Origin of the sequence: Pseudomonas sp. EA_65y_Pfl2_P78, from assembly GCF_963970495.1 — a bacterium.
Classification (GTDB): domain Bacteria; phylum Pseudomonadota; class Gammaproteobacteria; order Pseudomonadales; family Pseudomonadaceae; genus Aquipseudomonas; species Aquipseudomonas baetica_A.
On sequence record NZ_CAXAON010000001.1, the window covers coordinates 270,258 to 288,459 of the forward strand.

The window sequence follows — 18,202 nt, forward strand, 5'->3', positions numbered from 1 at the left end:
GGTGAAGGCGCGCCGCCTGAGCGCCGCGCCTGGCGTATCAGACGGCGAAGAGCAGGTACTCACGCTCCCACGAACTGATCACGCGCTTGAAGTTTTCATGCTCGGCGCGCTTGACCGCGACATAGCCGGTGATGAAAGTTTTGCCGAGGTATTTCTCGATGGTCGCGCTGTTTTCCATGCGTTCCAGCGCATCCTCAATGGTCAGCGGCAGACGCAGGTTGCGGCGTTCATAGCCACGACCAACGACTGGTGCGCTCGGGTTCAGACCCTCGACCATGCCGATGTAACCGCAGAGCAGGCTCGCCGCGATCGCCAGATAGGGGTTGGCATCAGCGCCCGGCAAACGGTTTTCCACCCGGCGGTTATGCGGGCCGGCATCCGGTACGCGCAGGCCCACGGTGCGGTTTTCTTCGCCCCATTCCACGTTCACCGGTGCCGAGGTGTCCGGCAGGAAGCGACGGAACGAGTTGACGTTCGGCGCGAACAGCGGCAACAGCTCAGGGATCAGTTTCTGCAAACCACCGATGTGGTGCAGGAACAACTGGCTCATGGTCCCGTCTTCATTGGAAAAAACGTTCTTGCCGGTCTCGATGTCGATGATGCTCTGGTGCAAGTGCATCGCACTGCCCGGCTCGCCGGTCATCGGCTTGGCCATAAAGGTGGCGGCCACGTTGTGCTTGAGCGCGGCTTCGCGCATGGTGCGTTTGAACACCAGAATCTGATCGGCCAGCGACAGCGCGTCGCCGTGACGGAAGTTGATTTCCATCTGCGCCGTGCCGTCTTCGTGGATCAGCGTGTCGAGGTCCAGCTCCTGCAGTTCGCACCAGTCATAGACGTCTTCGAACAGCGGATCGAATTCGTTCGCCGCTTCAATGGAGAACGACTGGCGACCGATTTCCGGACGACCCGAACGGCCGACCGGCGGCTGCAACGGATAGTCAGGGTCGTCGCTGCGCTTGGTCAGGTAGAACTCCATTTCCGGCGCCACGATCGGCTGCCAGCCCTTGTCGGCATAGAGTTTCAGGACTTTCTTGAGGACGTTGCGCGGCGACAGCTCGATCGGATTGCCTTGCTTGTCGTAGGTGTCGTGGATCACCTGCGCGGTGGGCTCGATGGCCCACGGCACCAGGTACACGGCGTTCTGGTCGGGGCGGCAGATCATGTCGATGTCGGCCGGGTCGAGCAGTTCGTAATAGATGTCGTCTTCGACATAGTCGCCGGTCACGGTCTGCAACAGCACGCTCTCTGGCAGGCGCATGCCTTTCTCGGCGATGAACTTGTTGGTCGGCGAGATCTTGCCCCGGGTGATGCCGGTCAAGTCGCCGACCATGCATTCGACTTCTGTGATCTTGTGGTCTTTCAACCAATCGGTGAGCTGGTCGAGGTTGTTACTCATAAATGCCTCTGGGCTGAGTCTCCTGACGCTAGGTCAGGCAAAGTTTGACGCTTGTGCGTCGCGTTAAAGGGGGCTTGCTTGCGCGCAGTGCCGGCTTACGCCTGGCACCGCGCATAGACAATGAAAGAAGAGCTTACCTGCCCTTTACGCTGGCGTTGCATTTCTTGTGCACTCTGGAAACGTGCAGCCGCGCGTGCAGAATCATGAGCACGACGTGGGGAGCGGCGCAGGCTTTGGGAGAGAAAGAGAACTATATTGGAAGGAGACGCCATAAAGAGGATGCTTGCCCGTACGTCCAGAATATCGGACGGTGCCGTATGGCCGGCTGCTTGCGAGAACATCGTCAACAGGCCACGCGCCATGCTGGCTACGCTACGGACGGATTTGTCGCCACTGATGTGATGAGCATGCAGACCGGACTGTTGCGAGCAGTCGGTGATGCCGATTAACGGCAGGCGAGACATGAAGCACCCCGGTATTATTGCTGTTATGGGTTTGATCGGAGCTTAGCCTTGTTCATTTTTTTACACAACACCCCCGTAAAAAATACAACACGGCCTGCTCAAGCCCGCGGGTGCCAAGCGTGCCAAAGGCAAAAAACCGCCCCAAAGTGCCCCATAAATGCCCTTGCAGCGCTTTTTTAGGGCAAAAAAGGCCTCGCTTGACTTCGGCAGGCCGTTCGGGTTGACTGAAACCAGAAAAGATCAATGATTGATATTTTTAACAACAAAGGTGTTGCATCATGTCGGTACCCCCGCGTGCCGTTCAGCTTAATGAAGCGAACGCGTTCCTTAAGGAACATCCTGAGGTTCTGTACGTTGACCTTCTGATTGCGGATATGAATGGTGTGGTGCGCGGCAAGCGCATAGAACGCACCAGCCTCCACAAGGTTTACGAGAAAGGCATCAACCTGCCGGCCTCTCTATTTGCTCTGGATATCAATGGTTCGACGGTGGAAAGCACCGGTCTGGGCCTGGACATCGGCGACGCCGATCGTATCTGCTATCCAATCCCCGACACCCTGTGCAACGAGCCTTGGCAGAAGCGCCCGACCGCGCAACTGTTGATGACCATGCACGAACTGGAAGGTGATCCGTTCTTCGCCGATCCGCGCGAAGTGCTCCGTCAAGTTGTTGCAAAGTTTGACGAGATGGGCTTGACCATCTGCGCCGCATTCGAACTCGAGTTCTACCTGATCGACCAGGAAAACGTGAACGGCCGTCCGCAGCCGCCACGCTCGCCGATCTCCGGTAAGCGCCCGCACTCGACGCAGGTTTACCTGATCGACGACCTCGACGAATACGTCGACTGCCTCCAGGACATTCTGGAAGGTGCCAAAGAGCAAGGCATCCCGGCCGACGCCATCGTCAAGGAAAGTGCCCCGGCGCAGTTCGAAGTGAACCTGCACCACGTCGCCGACCCGATCAAGGCATGCGATTACGCTGTATTGCTCAAGCGTCTGATCAAGAACATCGCCTACGACCATGAAATGGACACCACCTTCATGGCCAAGCCTTACCCGGGCCAGGCGGGCAACGGTTTGCACGTCCACATTTCGATTCTTGATAAAGATGGCAAAAACATTTTTGCCAGCGAGGATCCCGAGCAGAACGCCGCACTGCGTCATGCGATCGGCGGTGTGCTCGAGACCCTGCCGGCGCAGATGGCTTTCCTCTGCCCGAACGTCAACTCCTACCGTCGTTTCGGCGCACAGTTCTACGTGCCGAACTCGCCGTGCTGGGGCCTGGACAACCGCACCGTGGCGATTCGCGTACCGACCGGATCTGCAGATGCCGTGCGTATCGAACACCGCGTGGCCGGCGCCGACGCCAACCCGTACCTGCTGATGGCTTCGGTACTGGCAGGCGTGCATCACGGCCTGACCAACAAGATCGAGCCAGGCGCGCCCGTCGAAGGCAACAGCTACGAGCAGAACGAGCAAAGCCTGCCGAACAACTTGCGCGATGCACTGCGTGAGCTGGACGACAGCGAGGTGATGGCCAAGTACATCGATCCGAAATACATCGATATCTTCGTCGCCTGTAAAGAGAGCGAGCTGGAGGAGTTCGAACACTCCATCTCCGACCTCGAGTACAACTGGTACCTGCATACCGTTTAAGCGGTTGTGGCGCCAAAAGGAACGCCGTTGGCTATTGCAGCCAACGGCGTTTTTTTATGGCCCGCACCCTCGGGATGAATGGTGAGTACACAGAGATCAACTGTGGGAGGGGGCTCGCTCCCGAAGGCGTCCTGGCAGACAACACACACACTGGCTCGTACAATGCCCGCTGCCCCGCAGGAGACTTCCATGACGCGACCCGCCACCATTCGCAAACCCCGCGCCCGCAGTCAGGCACGGATCGATTCGATACTCGACGCCGCACGCACGCTGCTGGCCGCCGAGGGTGTGGCCAGTCTGTCGATCTACAGCGTGGCCGAGCGCGCACAGATTCCGCCCTCCTCCGTTTACCACTTTTTCGCCAGCGTCCCGGCGCTGCTCGAAGCACTGACAGCCGATGTTCACGCTGCCTTTCGCGCCTGCCTGCAAGCGCCAATCGACCATGAAACCCTGCGCGACTGGCGCGACCTGTCACGACTGGTCGAACAACGGATGCTGGAGATCTACGACGAGGACGCCGCGGCGCGCCAACTGATCCTCGCCCAGCACGGTCTTACCGAAGTCACCCAGGCCGACCGGCAACACGACCTCGAACTGGGCGACCTGATGCACAAGCTGTTCGAGCATCATTTCGAACTGCCGAGACTGCCGGAGGATGTCGACGTGTTTGCCCTGGCGATGGAACTGGGTGACCGCGTCTATGCACGCTCGGTGCAGCAACACGGACAAATCACACCGCGCATGGCTGAAGAAGGGATGCGGGTGTTCGATGCCTATATCGGTTTGTATTTACCGCCCTATCTGCCCAAGAGAATTCGCTAGCGCCCTCTTCGCGAGCACGCCGCAGACTTCAAGCCAGGTACAAACAGCGGCTTACAACTTGGCGATCGACACCTCGGTGGATTTCACAAAGGCAATCACCTCGCTGCCGACCACCAGTTCCAGCTCCTTGACCGAGCGGGTGGTGATCACCGAAGTGACGATACCCGAGGCGGTCTGCACGTCGATTTCCGACAGCACGTCGCCAAGGACAATTTCCTTGATCGAGCCTTTGAACTGGTTACGCACGTTGATGGCTTTGATAGTCATGGCAATGATTCCTGTCGTTTGCTTGAGTTATTGCGCCCAACGCAGTTGCGCAGGCAGTGGTGAAACAGGTTCCGGCGCCGGCGGTTCGCCAGGCAGGGAAAGAACGCGGTTGAGCACTTCGGTTTCCAGTGCGGCCAGCCTGTGCGAACCGCGCACGCGAGGGCGTGGCAGTTCCACAGGCAGATCGAGACCGACTTCGCCGTCCTCGATCAGAATCACACGGTCGGCAATCGCCACCGCTTCGCTGGCATCGTGGGTCACCAGCAACACGGTGAAGCCGTGTTGCTGCCAGAGGCGTTCGATCAGTTGCTGCATCTCGATCCGGGTCAGCGCATCCAGCGCGCCGAGTGGCTCGTCGAGCAATAACAGTCGCGGTTGGTGGATCAGCGCCCGGGCCAGAGCAACACGCTGCTTTTGCCCTCCGGACAAAGCTGCCGGCCATTCGTTGGCACGATCCGCCAGCCCGACCGCGTCGAGTGCTTCGAGCGCCTTGGGACGCCAGTTGCCCGCGAGACCGAGGCCAACGTTGTCGATGATCTTTTTCCACGGCAGCAACCGTGCTTCCTGGAACATCAGCCGGGTGTCTTCCCGCACATCGCCGAGCGGCGCGCAGCCCGCAAGCAGGTCGCCGCCAGTCGGTTGATCGAGCCCGGCGAGCAGGCGCAGCAAGGTACTTTTGCCGCAACCACTGCGCCCGACCACCGCGACAAACTGCCCCGCCGGAATGTGCAGATCGATGTCACGCAAAACCTGGCGTGAACCGAAGGTCTTTTGCAGGTTGCGCACCGCCAGCGGTATACCGCGCAGCAGGCGTGGAGGTTGTTGAGCCGTCATGCCGCACCTCCCCTGGCAACCTGATAGGCCGGATGCCAACGCAGCCACACACGTTCAAGTCCACGGGCGGCGAGGTCGGCGAGTTTGCCGAGCACCGCGTAAAGCAGGATTGCCAGCACCACCACGTCGGTTTGCAAGAACTCCCGGGCGTTCATCGCCAGATAGCCGATGCCGGAACTGGCCGAAATGGTTTCAGCGACGATCAGCGTCAGCCACATGAAGCCCAGCGCGAAGCGCACCCCGACCAGAATCGAAGGCAACGCGCCCGGCAGAATCACCTGCCGGAACAGGCTGAAACCGGACAAGCCATAACTGCGCGCCATCTCCACCAGCGCCGGGTCGACATTGCGAATGCCGTGGTAGGTGTTGAGGTAGATCGGAAACAGCGTGCCCAGCGCCACCAGAAAAATCTTCGCCGACTCATCGATGCCGAACCACAGGATCACCAGCGGAATCAGCGCCAGATGCGGCACGTTGCGGATCATCTGCACCGAGCTGTCGAGCAGGCGCTCGCCCCATGTCGACAGCCCGGTGATGAACCCCAGCACCAGACCGATGCTGCCCCCGAGGGTGAAACCGAGTGCCGCGCGCCAACCACTGATCGCCAGGTGCGTCCAGATTTCACCGCTGCGCACCAGGCGCACGCCGGCCTCGATCACCGCCACCGGTGCCGGCAGAATCCGTGTCGACAACCCACCGGCCGACACCGACAACTGCCACACCGCCAGCAACAACACCGGCAACGCCCAGGGCGCGAGGCTGTGGATAATTTTCTTCATGGCGCGCCCACGCTTTGCGACGCGGTTTTGGGAAGAATGTCGTTGGCAACCATCTCGCCGAACGGGCTGACATACCCGGTGCTTTTCGGCCGTTCCGGGCGCTCGATGTCCAGGTGCGGGAACAGCAGTTCCGCCACGCGATACGACTCTTCGAGGTGTGGATAACCGGAGAAGATAAAGGTGTCGATGCCCAGATCCGCGTATTCCTTCACCCGCGCCGCCACGGTCGGGCCATCGCCGACCAGCGCCGTCCCGGCACCGCCACGCACCAGACCGACACCGGCCCACAGGTTCGGGCTGACTTCGAGGTTGTCGCGACTGCCGCCATGCAATGCCGCCATGCGTTGCTGACCGACCGAATCGAAACGCGCCAGCGAAGCTTGAGCACGGGCGATGGTGTCGTCGTCCAGATGCGAGATCAAGCGATCCGCCGCTTGCCACGCTTCGGCGTTGCTTTCACGGACGATCACATGCAGACGAATGCCGAAGCGCACGGTACGTCCGAGCTTGGCCGCTTTGGCGCGCACCTGTTCAATCTTCTCGGCCACTGCCGCTGGCGGCTCGCCCCAGGTCAGCACCATTTCAACCTGCTCGGCAGCCAGGTCCTGCGCTGCTTCCGACGAGCCGCCGAAGTAAAGCGGCGGACGCGGTTGCTGGATCGGCGGATAGAGCAACTTGGCGCCCTTCACACTGATGTGCTGTCCGTCGTAGTCCACGGTTTCGCCTTCCAGCACACGGCGCCAGATGCGGGTGAATTCCACCGAGGCCTGATAGCGCTCTTCGTGACTGAGGAACAAACCGTCACCGGCCAATTCTTCCGGGTCACCGCCGGTCACCAGGTTAAACAACGCGCGACCGCCAGAGAGGCGATCCAGCGTCGCGGCCTGGCGCGCCGCCACCGTCGGGGAAACGATCCCGGGGCGCAGGGCGACGAGGAACTTCAGACGCTGGGTCACCGGGATCAGCGACGCCGCCACCAGCCAGGAGTCTTCGCAGGAACGCCCGGTGGGAATCAGCACACCGCCAAAACCCAGGCGATCCGCCGCTTGCGCGACCTGTTGCAGATAACCGTGGTCGACGGCGCGGGCGCCTTCGGCGGTGCCCAGGTAATGGCCGTCGCCGTGGGTAGGCAAGAACCAGAAGATATTGAGGCTCATGGAGTGGTCTCCTTGGGAATTGGAATTACTGGGCTTGGCTGACTGAGCGTTGGGCCACGGCGGGCGCAGGGGTCCAGATCACGTCCTTGACGCTTAACGGCTTGGGAATCAGCTTGAGCTGGAAGAACGTGTCGGCGATTTTCTGTTGTGCGGCGACCACGTCCGGGGTCAGGAACAGCGCCCCAAAACCCTGGCGCTTCATCGACGTCAGGGTGATATCCGCCGGCAGCCCGAGCAGCGGCGCAACCTGTTGGGTCACCGCTTCAGGGTTGGCCTTGGACCATTGACCCACGGCACGCACTTCCTCGATGAGGGCTTTGATCACCTCGGGATGTTTGTGCGCGTAAGGCTTGGTCGCGAGATAGAACTGGTGGTTGTCGACAATGCCTTGGCCGTCACGCAGGGTGTGCGCCTGCAGTTGTTTTTCGGCGGCGGCCTGGTACGGATCCCAGATGACCCAAGCGTCGACACTGCCACGCTCGAACGCCGCACGCGCATCGGCTGGCGGCAGGAATACGGTCTGGATGTCGGTGTATTTGAGGCCGGCGTCTTCCAGAGCGCGCACCAGCAGGTAGTGAACGTTGGAGCCTTTGTTCAGGACGACTTTCTTGCCCTTGAGATCGGCCACCGAGGTGATCGGCGAGTCTTTCGGCACCAGGATCGCCTCGCTGTTCGGCGCCGGCGGTTCATAGGCGACATAGAGCAGATCGGCGCCGGCGGCTTGAGCGAAGACCGGTGGGGTTTCGCCCGTGACGCCAAAGTCGATCGAGCCGACGTTCAGGCCTTCCAGCAGTTGTGGGCCACCGGGGAATTCAGTCCATTGCACGTCCACGCCTTGAGCGGCGAGGCGTTCTTCCAGGGTTCCTTTGGCTTTGAGCAGCACCAGCGTGCCGTACTTCTGATAACCGATCCGCAACGTCTCGGCTTGAGCTTGAGTGATGGCGCCGAAGGTGACAGCCGCAGCAAACAGAGCGACCAGACCACGACGCAAAAATACAGTGCGCATAGCGCTCTCCTTTTTGCTGTTGGGTTTTGGCTGCACCTGCTTGCCCGTTGGCGGGCGAGTAAGGCGAGTACTTCATGTTTCGATGTATCTGGACAATCGGCTCAAATGCTCCAGCGAGCACTCAACAAACGTTCATTCAACAGGCCCGGCTCCAGCGGCTTCGGTCGGCGGGCGATGGCGCTGACAAACTGCTCCAGCGCCTCATGCAGACGCTGCTCCAGCGCCGGCGCCAGTTGCGCCACGGCACTGCCTTGGCCGTAAGCGATCTGGCTGTCCTCGGCAAAAATCCCTTGCAGCATTTCCTGGGCTTTCAATGCCGACAGCACAGGCTTGAGCGCGTAATCGACCACCAGCATGTGGGCGATGCTACCGCCCGTGGCCATCGGCAAAACAACCTTGTGGTGCAAGGCGCGCTCGGGCAGCAGGTCCAGCACGGTCTTCAGGGCACCGGAAAACGAAGCCTTGTATACGGGCGTGGCGATCAGCAGGCCGTCGGCGTTTTCAATCTGCGCCAGCAGGTCGAGTACCTTCGGGCTGTCGAAACGGGCGTGAAGCAAATCTTCGGCGGGAAAGTCCCGCACCTGATAACTCACCACTTCCACCCCTTGCGCCTGCAACCAGCGTTGCGAGCGCTCCAGCAGCACCCCGGAGCGGGAGCGCAGGCTGGGACTGCCACCGAGAGAGACGACCAGCATTGAGACCATTCCTTAAGCGTTACAGGCGATTCGCAGGATGCGATCTCGCGTCGATGTGAGTGACCTTACCAGTTGATTTATATATCCATAAATCATATTTATTTATTTGGTTATGCACTTTAGAGCTATGCGATTGACGTTCCCCCAGGCAAAAAAACAGGCCGTCAAACGGCCTGAAATCCCCTGCTGTTGGGTGCTGAAAATGCTGAACCCTGTGCTGATTGAACTGACGCCTTCGCGAGCAAGCCCGCTCCCACAGGGGGGGGGAACGCATTTCAAAATGTGTGTGGGCTTGCTCGCGAAAGCGGTGGTGGCTACACCGCAAACTTCATTGATTCACTTGTTCGGCTGCGGCGTCAGGCGCAGGTAGGGTTTCACCGTGCGGTAGCCCTTCGGAAAGCGCCGCTTGATCTCGTCTTCATCCTTGAGCGACGGCACGATCACCACCTCATCACCGTCCTGCCAGTTGGCCGGTGTGGCCACTTTGTAGTTGTCGGTGAGTTGCAGCGAATCGATCACCCGCAAAATCTCGTGGAAGTTGCGCCCGGTGCTCGCCGGGTAGGTGATGGTCAGACGAATCTTCTTGTTCGGATCGATCACGAACAGCGAACGCACGGTCAAGGTGTCGCTGGCGTTCGGGTGGATCAGGTCGTACAAATCCGACACCTTGCGATCGGCATCGGCCAGGATCGGGAAGTTGACGAGAGTGTTCTGGGTTTCGTTGATGTCTTCGATCCACTTTTGATGCGAATCCACCGGGTCGACCGACAGTGCGATGGCTTTGACGCCACGTTTGCTGAACTCGTCCTTGAGCTTGGCGGTAAAGCCCAGCTCCGTGGTGCACACCGGGGTGAAGTCCGCCGGGTGAGAGAACAGCACGCCCCAGCTATCGCCGAGCCATTCGTGGAAACGAATCTTGCCGGCGCTGGAGTCTTGTTCGAAATCGGGGGCGATGTCGCCGAGTCTGAGGCTCATGATGCTGCTCCTGATCAATGTTTGGAGACCTAAACTGTAGCTCGGCTTTCGTCCTTTAATAAAAGAATAAATAAGAAGACATCAATACCAAAAAAGAATATTAAACATCGTTCACTGGACGCTCGAGGGCATCGCGCCGAACATCGCTCGCAAGGTTCGAGAAGGCCTTGAGTAGCTGCAAAAGAGTGGAACTTCGGGGAGGGCTTACGGGGGTGAGTCTGACTCGAAAACGCAAAAGCCCCGTCCGGCGCGATGCCGGACGGGGCTTTTTTTACTTCAGCGAATCGAGACGCGCGATTACAGCAGCGGGATCGAGTAGCTGACGATCAGGCGGTTTTCATCCTGGTCACGCTGACCTGGGATGTCGTTGCGCCACATAGCGTTTTTCCACATCACGCCAACGTTTTTCAGCGGACCTTGCGGTACGACGTAACCGATGGTCAGGTCGCGTTCCCACTCGGAGTTGCCGTGGCCGTTTTCACGGCCATTTTTACCCACGGTGTCGATATTATCGCCACGCAGGTAAACCACACCCGCGGTCAGGCCAGGCACGCCAACCTTGGCGAAGTCATAGGAGTAGCGAGCCTGCCACGTACGTTCGCCAGCACGGGCAAACTTGGCGATCTGCATGTCGGTGGTGATGTAAGCCGAGGACCCATCACCCTGGTTCAGCCAAGGGAAGTCACTGCTGCCGTTGCTGACCTGGTAGCCGCCGCCGAAGGTATGACCTTCAACGCTATACAGGAACAAGCCGCTGTAAAGGTTGTTGTCGACTTTGCCCTTACCCGCATTGAAACCGGTGTAGTTACCGTTACTGAAATAAGCCGAGTCGTGGCCGTTCAAGCCGTCATCGGAGCTGTTGAAATAACGCAAGTCCGATTTCAACACGCCAGGGCCGATTGCCCAGTTGTGAACTAGGCCCAGGAAGTGCTGTTTGTAGAAGTCTTCCAGATTGCCGTAGTAGTACTGGGCAGTCAGGTCTTTGGTGATTTTGTAATCACCACCGGCGTAGATGAACTTGTTGCTGTTAGCCGTACGAGCACTTGCACCGCCAATGGCCAGGTTCTCGTTATTGCTGGAGTTACGCCCCTTCACAGCTTCGATCTGACCGCCAATCAGCGTCAGGTCTTTGATCTCGTTGGACGTGATCTGGCCACCTTGAAAGGTTTGCGGCAGCAGACGGCCATCGTTGGTCACGATGACTGGCAGCTTTGGCTGCAGGGTGCCGAGCTTGAGTTCAGTCTGGGAGATCTTGGCTTTGGCAGTCAGGCCCAGGCTGGAGAAGTTGTTAACCGCTTTGCCATTGGACTCACTTGGGAAAACCGTGCCGCCGTACGACGTGCTGCTGGTTGCCCCATTGGTGCCGCCACCCGAATCCAGACGCACGCCCAACAGGCCGATGGCATCGATACCGAAACCGACGGTGCCTTGGGTGTAACCGGAGATGAAGCGCAGATCGAAGCCTTGGCCCCATTCTTCAGCTTTGCTCTGGGTGGAGTGAGCACCCGAGTCACGGTTATCGTTATTGATGTAGAAGTTACGCAGCCCCAAGGTAGCTTTGCTGTCTTCGATGAAACCGGCGGCGCCTGCCTGCTGCGCCAAAACCCCTACGGCCACAGCCAGGGCCAAGGTGGACTTGTTCATGTATCGCTCCTATCGTTTCCAGTTCTTTTGTTGGCGGTTGCGGATCGATTGCCCGCAATCCTCAACGTGTCATTCGCGGCTGGCCGTTTACCCCCCAGCCAAAGCCGCGGAAGAATACCCCGGCATAATCCCAAAAAGAATTATCCAGCTCTTTTTCATAGCGTTAGGGTATATACAAACGCACCACCGATCCGAGGTATCGGCTGAAGCGCCGATTCCTGAATGCCAGGATTGTCGAGGGACAAAATGGCCAAAACACCGGGCAGATCACCGGCTCCGGACGGGCTCACTTTAGCCCCCCGCATAAAAAGCAAAAAAGAATAAAAAACAATTAGAAGCTCTAATTAAGGAATATCAAAAAAAACGCAAAAAAAACCTCGCCAAAGGGCGAGGTTCTTTTTCGAGAACTTTTTACATGAAGCTATAGGTGTAGTTGAAGATCAGACGCGTTTGATCCTGGCTGGCGATGCCGGTACCGCTGCCACGGTAAGTACCATGACGCACCGTCGTGCCAAACCCTTTCAGAGCACCTTGCTGAATGGTGTAGTCCACACGCAGGTCACGTTCCCACTCGGACTGATCGGCGCCACCGTTCTTGGCTTTGATGTCATCACCGTACAAGTAGGCAACCGAGGCTTTCAGGCCAGGCACGCCCAGCGCAGCGAAGTCATAGCTGTATTGACCGAACGTGGTGTTTTCACCGGCACGAATGAAGCTGTTGACCATCGCATCAGTGAACAGGTAGAAGCTCGCGCCCCCCGCACCTTCGTTACGACCATTGCCATCGACCACGTTGCCTTGGTTCAGGAAGACGAAACCCCCGTCATCGTTGACGCGCTGATGACCCACCAGGAAGGCACTGCCACCCAAGGTGTAGGTGAACATCGCACTCCAGGTTTTGTTGTCAACTTCACCGGCGTTCTTGGCATAGCCGTTGTTGTTGTTGAACTGATAGCCGGCTTCGCCGTTCTTGCCGTCGGAGCTGCTGTCGAAATAGCGGATATCGGTCTTGAACGACTGGTTGGTGCTGATCGGAAGAACGTGCACCAGACCGAAGAAATTCTGCTTGTAATAGTCTTTCAGGTTCGAGTGGTAGTACTGCAGGGTCAGGTCTTTGGTGACCTTCCAGTCAGCACCGGCATAGCGGAACTGATTGCTATCCTGCGTACCACCGGCCACGGCCAGGCCGGTACTGTTTGACGAGGCGCGACCCACCGCGTGCTCGAGCTGACCGGCGTTGAAGGTGACGTTGTCGATTTCCTTGGAGGTGATCGTGCCACCCTCGAAGGTTTGAGGCAGCAGACGGCTATCGTTCGCGACCAGAATCGGCAAGCTAGGTTGCAGCGCGCCACCCAAGTGAGCTTCGGTCTTGGACAGACGTGCCTTGACGTTACCTGCGATGCGGCTCCACGACTGCGTGGCCGAGCCGTCGGAATCACTTGGATTGAACGAATTATTGTTTGGGTGATGACCACGGCCACCGTCCAGGTGAATACCGCTGAGCGCCTGGACATCAAGACCAAAACCGACCGTGCCTTGAGTGAAACCGGACAGGTAATCAAACTTGAAGCCCTGCGCGGCTTCTTTCTGATCCGATCCGCCGTCACGATTGTCGGCATTGAAGTACATGGTGCGAGAACTGATGGACGCCTTGCTGTCTTCGATGAAACCCGCGGCGCCTGCCTGCTGCGCCAAAACCCCTACGGCCACAGCCACGGCCAAAGTGGACTTATTCATTGTTAAGCTCCTCTCGTTTCTAATTCTTGTTTTCCTGGCCCGGATCGATGCCCGAGTCCGAAGGTTCGCGATTAGCGCCAGAGCGTGACCCACAAGTCAATCGTAACTTTGTGTGTCTACGACCATGGTCTAATCTCCGGTTTTTTGGTCCATGCAGGTTCATGAATTCGTCATGAACCTGAAAAGAATGGATACCTTCTTTTCTAATACCCTTTAGGAATTTGAACCCCGCATTTGCGCGCTATGGTGCTCCCCACGACAACGCGCCAGTCAATTCCTGAAGGGTATTAAGAGCATCCTGTTTAGTCCGTTTTGCACTGAAGCAATCCAGACACAATTCCGTCACCCCAACAGCCAACCCAGCGCACTATCCGGGTCAATTGTTACAGTTTGTGTATCGGAAGATTTTTTCCGCTCACAGCGCAGCCGCCGTCCTTGCCGGCATGACCCGGCTCGATTCAGACGTCGTTTTCAGTGGTGGGAAATCAGGAGGAGAGTGTCAGAAGAAACACGATGGGATGGGGAGCTTGCAGCCTGTACCGGCTCCCCACCCCCTGATGAATCAAAGCGTCTTTTCGAAGATCTTCGAATTGCGCTGAAAGTTGTACAACGAGGCCCGCGCTGCCGGCAGACGCTCAACGCTGCTTGGCTCAAACCCACGCTCACGGAACCAGTGCGCAGTACGCGTGGTGAGGACGAACAATGTCTTCAAGCCTTGGGCCCGGGCACGAGTCTCGATGCGCTCCAGCAGTTCATCACCGCGACCGCCGTGGCGGTACTCCGGGTTTACTGCCAGGCAGGCCAGTTCGCCGGCATCCGATTCGGCAATCTGATACAGCGCCGCACAGGCGATGATCATGCCTTCACGCTCAACCACGCTGAACTGCTCGATCTCGCGCTCCAGCACTTCGCGCGAACGACGCACCAGAATGCCTTGCTCTTCCAGCGGGCTGATCAGGTCGAGCAAGCCGCCGACGTCTTCAATCGCCGCCTCGCGTACCAGCTCGAATTGCTCCTGGGCCACCAACGTACCGCCACCGTCACGGGTGAACAGTTCGGTCAGCAGCGCGCCGTTCTCGACGTAACTGACGATATGGCTGCGCGCAACGCCGCCACGGCAGGCTTCAGCGGCGGCATCGAGCAACTCCGCCTGATAATTGCTGCTGCCCAGACGCTGCAAATGCGCCGGTACTTGCTGCGGGCGCAGCTCACGCACCAGTTTGCCGTTCTCGTCGATCAGGCCAAGGTCAGCGCCGAACAGCAGTAACTTGTCGGCGCCCAGGTCAATGGCGGCGCGAGTAGCGACGTCTTCGCAAGCCAGGTTGAAAATCTCGCCGGTCGGCGAATACCCCAGCGGCGACAGCAACACAATCGAACGCTCGTCCAGCAAACGGTTGATGCCCTTGCGGTCGACCCGGCGCACTTCGCCGGTGTGGTGATAGTCGACCCCTTCCAGCACACCGATCGGCCGCGCGGTAACAAGATTGCCGCTGGCCACGCGCAGACGCGAGCCCTGCATGGGCGAGGAAGCCATGTCCATCGACAGGCGCGCTTCGATGGCGATCCGCAGTTGGCCAACGGCGTCGATCACACATTCCAGCGTCGCCGCATCGGTGATGCGCATGCCGTGGTGGTAATGCGGAGTCAGGCCGCGAGCGGCGAGGCGGGTTTCAATCTGCGGACGCGAACCGTGCACCAGCACCAAACGCACGCCGAGGCTGTGCAGCAGCACGATGTCGTGGACGATGTTGCCGAAATTCGGATGCTCAACGCCGTCGCCGGGCAGCATGACGACGAAGGTGCAATCGCGGTGGGCATTGATATAAGGGGACGCGTGACGAAGCCAATTAACGTATTCGGGCATGAACCTGGGCCTGTAATAAATAGCAGCCGGAAAAAAGGGCGAAACGGAAAACGCACAGCGGGCTGGTGGTTATCGTCGGAACAGGCTTGGCGACACGCGCGCTCTCCTCATGAATACGGGTTGGGATGTTGGCAATTTACAGCGTTTGATCGGACAAAACACAGCCCGCTCCCGCAAGGAGACATCAGGGTTTGTCCGGGCTCAGGCAGTAATGTTCAATCAACTGTCGCAATAGATGCACGGTAGGCTGCAAACGTGACATTTCAAGGTACTCGCCGGGCTGATGCGCACAAGCGATGTCGCCAGGGCCGAGCACGATGGTTTCGCAGCCCAGGCGCTGAAGATAAGGCGCTTCGGTGCCAAACGCTACTGCTTCGGCACGGTGACCGGTGAGCTTTTCGGCAATACGCACCAATTCGACATCTTCAGCCTGCTCGAACGGCGGCACCTCCGGGAACAACGGTTTGTAGTCGATCTTCACCTGATGCCGTTCGGCGACCGGGTTGAGCTTGCGCAGAATCTCGGCGCGCAGCACGTTCGGGTCCATGCCCGGCAACGGGCGCAGGTCGAATTCCAGGGAACACTGGCCGCAGATACGGTTGGGGTTGTCGCCGCCATGGATGCAACCGAAGTTCATCGTCGGTTGCGGCACGCTGAACTGTGGGTTGTTGAATTCACGCTGCCACAGCAGGCGCAGGCCACGCAGTTCGCCGATGGCATCGTGCATCGCTTCGAGGGCGCTGTGGCCCAGGCGCGGATCCGACGAATGGCCGCTCTGCCCGAGAATGTCGATGCGCTCCATCATGATGCCTTTGTGCATGCGGATCGGCTTGAGCCCGGTCGGCTCGCCGATCACGGCAGCACGGCCCAGCGGCCGCCCAGCCTCGGCCAGCGCACGGGCGCCGGACATCGAGCTCTCTTCATCGCAAGTGGCGAGGATCAGCAGCGGTTGCTTGAACGGTTGGTCGAGCAGCGGGCGCACGGCTTCGATGATCAGGGCGAAGAAGCCCTTCATGTCACAACTGCCCAGACCGACCCAGCGGCCATCGACTTCGGTGAGAGTCAGCGGATCGGTCTGCCACAACGCATCGTCGTACGGCACCGTGTCGCTGTGCCCGGCCAGCACCAGCCCGCCGGGGCCGCTGCCGAAACTGGCGAGCAGGTTGAATTTGCCGGGAGTGACCTGCTGGATATCACAGCTGAAACCCAGATCACCCAGCCAGCCGGCAAGCAGATCGATGACCGCCCGGTTGGACTGATCCAGGTTCGGTTGGGTGCAGCTGACCGACGGCGCGGCAATCAGCGCAGTGAACTGGTCTTTCATGGACGGCAAAGGCATCGCTGACTCCAACTCCCGAGTTGAAGTCCATCATAGAACCATCCGGCGCCAGGAATAAACCGCCGCAGGGCGTAGGACGAATCAGTCCTGTACACTGCACGGCCTTGGCAGCCACACATTCCCCCGGCTGCGCTCCCGATCCTGGATTTTCCGGCCATGCAGAAAGAAACCGAAATCAAACTCCGCGTCAGCCGCGAAACCCTCGCTGCCCTGCGCGAGCACCCGCTACTGAAAAAACGCAACAAAAGTGGCTGGGAACGCCGTGAGTTGATGAACCAGTACTTCGACACCCCCGAGCGCGATCTGGCCCAGGCCAAAGTTGCCCTGCGCCTGCGCAAGGATGGCGATGAGGTGATTCAGACCCTCAAGACCCGTGGCCAGAGCGTTGCCGGTCTGTCCGAGCGTAACGAATACGACTGGAACCTGCCCAAAGCCAAGCTCGACGTGAAGAAACTCGACGGCGAATGCTGGCCCGAGGAACTGGCCGAACTGGACAAGAAAACCCTGAAGCCGATCTTCACCACCGATTTCGTTCGCGAGCGCGCCGAAATCGCCTGGGGCCGTGGCAAGAGCAAAGTGGTCATCGAAGCCGCGCTGGATCTGGGCCACGTCGTGGTCGGCAAACAGAAAGAAGAAATCTGCGAGCTGGAGCTGGAACTGCGCGAAGGCGAGCCTGCCGCGCTGCTGGAACTGGCCGCCGAACTGGCCGAAACCCTGGCTCTGATGCCGTGCGACATCAGCAAGGCCGAGCGTGGCTACCGTCTATATGACGCCAACAGCTACTCGCTGAGCCTGCCGGCGCCGCAACTGACAACCGAAACGCCACTGGACGACGCCTTCGCCGCGCTGTGCTGGCACTTGCTCGGCAGCAGCCAGCGTCTGGCTGAACAGTACCGTTTCAACGGTCACTGGCGCCTGTTGCTGGACTGGGTCGAAAACCTGGCGGAAATGCGCGCCCTGCTCAGCAGCCTCGGTCAGGCTGCGCCGCGTCCATCGACCCACGACCTGCGCGTCGCGCTGGATGCATTGCTGGAAGACTGGCGTCCGCTGGTTCAGGCCGGTATCGAAGACGAAGACGTGCGCAAAGCCGCGCCGGAGCAGTTCCTCGAAGAACTCCAAGACCCACGCTGGGGCCTGTTCTCGCTGAACACCTCGCGCTGGTTGCTGGCCCGCACCTGGACCGCCGAGCGCAACACGCGTGGCAATCGTCAGGGTGGCGCGCAGTTGCACAGTTGGTTGCCGCGCCTGTTGGGCGAAGAAGCCACGTCCCTGCAATTGCAGCGCTATCAGCAACAGCCGGAAGATCTGGCCGAGCAACTGCCGCGTATCGAGCGCATTCAGGTCTGGCTGCACCACGCGCGCAACGTGCTGGAGATCCCGGAAATGGATCGCCTGTACGGCGAGCTGAACAAACTGGCGCAACTGGCCAACGAGCCGACCATCACTGACGAATTGCTCGATGCGCGCAAGCAGCAGGCGATTGCGGTTTATCAGAATCGCGCGTGGAAAATGCTGCTGCGCATGTAACACCGCTTTCGCGAGCAGGGTCGCACACAGGGAAACTCATT

The 18,202-nt window shown here is 59.3% G+C and carries 16 protein-coding genes; 3 read left to right on the forward strand and 13 right to left on the reverse strand.

Going from position 1 to position 18,202, the window contains the following annotated elements; translation table 11 throughout:
- Positions 1-37 precede the first annotated feature (37 nt).
- Together AACY02_RS01240 and AACY02_RS01245 are read right to left on the reverse strand one after the other, a co-directional pair.
- Positions 38-1,396 (reverse strand): glutamine synthetase family protein, encoded by a 1,359-nt coding sequence (locus tag AACY02_RS01240; protein WP_339430409.1) that lies wholly within the window; start codon positions 1,394-1,396, stop codon positions 38-40.
- A 95-nt stretch (positions 1,397-1,491) separates the two neighbouring features.
- Positions 1,492-1,860, reverse strand: a complete 369-nt coding sequence (locus tag AACY02_RS01245) for a glutamine amidotransferase (protein ID WP_339430410.1) — start codon at positions 1,858-1,860, stop codon at positions 1,492-1,494.
- 278 nt (positions 1,861-2,138) lie between these two features.
- Here AACY02_RS01245 and AACY02_RS01250 point away from each other — a divergent pair, with 278 nt between their 5' ends.
- Together AACY02_RS01250 and AACY02_RS01255 are read left to right on the forward strand one after the other, a co-directional pair.
- Positions 2,139-3,515 carry a glutamine synthetase family protein gene (locus AACY02_RS01250; RefSeq protein ID WP_339430411.1) on the forward strand — a complete coding sequence of 459 codons (1,377 nt, stop codon included), beginning with the start codon at positions 2,139-2,141 and terminating at the stop codon, positions 3,513-3,515.
- A 189-nt stretch (positions 3,516-3,704) separates the two neighbouring features.
- Positions 3,705-4,337 (forward strand): TetR/AcrR family transcriptional regulator, encoded by a 633-nt coding sequence (locus tag AACY02_RS01255; RefSeq protein WP_339430412.1) that lies wholly within the window; start codon positions 3,705-3,707, stop codon positions 4,335-4,337.
- A 51-nt stretch (positions 4,338-4,388) separates the two neighbouring features.
- Here AACY02_RS01255 and AACY02_RS01260 read toward each other — a convergent pair whose 3' ends face one another.
- The 11 genes from AACY02_RS01260 to argE all read right to left on the reverse strand — a co-directional run bounded on the left by AACY02_RS01260 (position 4,389) and on the right by argE (position 16,634).
- Positions 4,389-4,604 (reverse strand): TOBE domain-containing protein, encoded by a 216-nt coding sequence (locus AACY02_RS01260; protein WP_003229256.1) that lies wholly within the window; start codon positions 4,602-4,604, stop codon positions 4,389-4,391.
- Positions 4,605-4,631: 27 nt separating this feature from the next.
- Positions 4,632-5,438: an aliphatic sulfonates ABC transporter ATP-binding protein gene (gene ssuB / locus AACY02_RS01265; protein ID WP_339430413.1), complete on the reverse strand. Its 807-nt coding sequence runs from the start codon at positions 5,436-5,438 to the stop codon at positions 4,632-4,634.
- A complete protein-coding gene (gene ssuC, locus AACY02_RS01270) occupies positions 5,435-6,217 on the reverse strand; it encodes an aliphatic sulfonate ABC transporter permease SsuC (protein ID WP_339430414.1) in 783 nt (260 codons plus the stop codon). The genes ssuB and ssuC overlap by 4 nt, the downstream gene beginning before the upstream one ends.
- Complete coding sequence (gene ssuD, locus AACY02_RS01275; RefSeq protein ID WP_339430415.1) at positions 6,214-7,374, reverse strand: FMNH2-dependent alkanesulfonate monooxygenase; 1,161 nt, start codon at positions 7,372-7,374, stop codon at positions 6,214-6,216. The genes ssuC and ssuD overlap by 4 nt, the downstream gene beginning before the upstream one ends.
- Positions 7,375-7,399: 25 nt before the next feature.
- Complete coding sequence (locus tag AACY02_RS01280) at positions 7,400-8,380, reverse strand: sulfonate ABC transporter substrate-binding protein (protein WP_339430416.1); 981 nt, start codon at positions 8,378-8,380, stop codon at positions 7,400-7,402.
- Positions 8,381-8,481: 101 nt separating this feature from the next.
- The gene (gene ssuE / locus AACY02_RS01285; RefSeq protein WP_339430417.1) at positions 8,482-9,075 is read right to left on the reverse strand and encodes an NADPH-dependent FMN reductase; all 594 of its coding nucleotides are present in this window, start codon (positions 9,073-9,075) and stop codon (positions 8,482-8,484) included.
- A 336-nt stretch (positions 9,076-9,411) separates the two neighbouring features.
- Positions 9,412-10,050 carry a peroxiredoxin gene (locus AACY02_RS01290; protein WP_339430418.1) on the reverse strand — a complete coding sequence of 213 codons (639 nt, stop codon included), beginning with the start codon at positions 10,048-10,050 and terminating at the stop codon, positions 9,412-9,414.
- 297 nt (positions 10,051-10,347) lie between these two features.
- Positions 10,348-11,694, reverse strand: a complete 1,347-nt coding sequence (locus AACY02_RS01295) for an OprD family porin (RefSeq protein WP_339430419.1) — start codon at positions 11,692-11,694, stop codon at positions 10,348-10,350.
- A 411-nt stretch (positions 11,695-12,105) separates the two neighbouring features.
- A complete protein-coding gene (locus AACY02_RS01300; protein WP_339430420.1) occupies positions 12,106-13,431 on the reverse strand; it encodes an OprD family porin in 1,326 nt (441 codons plus the stop codon).
- Between the two features lie 562 nt (positions 13,432-13,993).
- Positions 13,994-15,295, reverse strand: coding sequence for an amino-acid N-acetyltransferase (gene argA, locus AACY02_RS01305; RefSeq protein ID WP_339430421.1), 1,302 nt, complete (start codon positions 15,293-15,295; stop codon positions 13,994-13,996).
- Positions 15,296-15,479: 184 nt separating this feature from the next.
- Positions 15,480-16,634: an acetylornithine deacetylase gene (argE, locus tag AACY02_RS01310; protein ID WP_339430422.1), complete on the reverse strand. Its 1,155-nt coding sequence runs from the start codon at positions 16,632-16,634 to the stop codon at positions 15,480-15,482.
- 156 nt (positions 16,635-16,790) lie between these two features.
- Between argE and AACY02_RS01315 the strand changes: the two genes are divergently transcribed.
- Positions 16,791-18,161 carry a CYTH domain-containing protein gene (locus AACY02_RS01315; RefSeq protein ID WP_221734056.1) on the forward strand — a complete coding sequence of 457 codons (1,371 nt, stop codon included), beginning with the start codon at positions 16,791-16,793 and terminating at the stop codon, positions 18,159-18,161.
- The last annotated feature ends 41 nt before the right edge of the window (positions 18,162-18,202 follow it).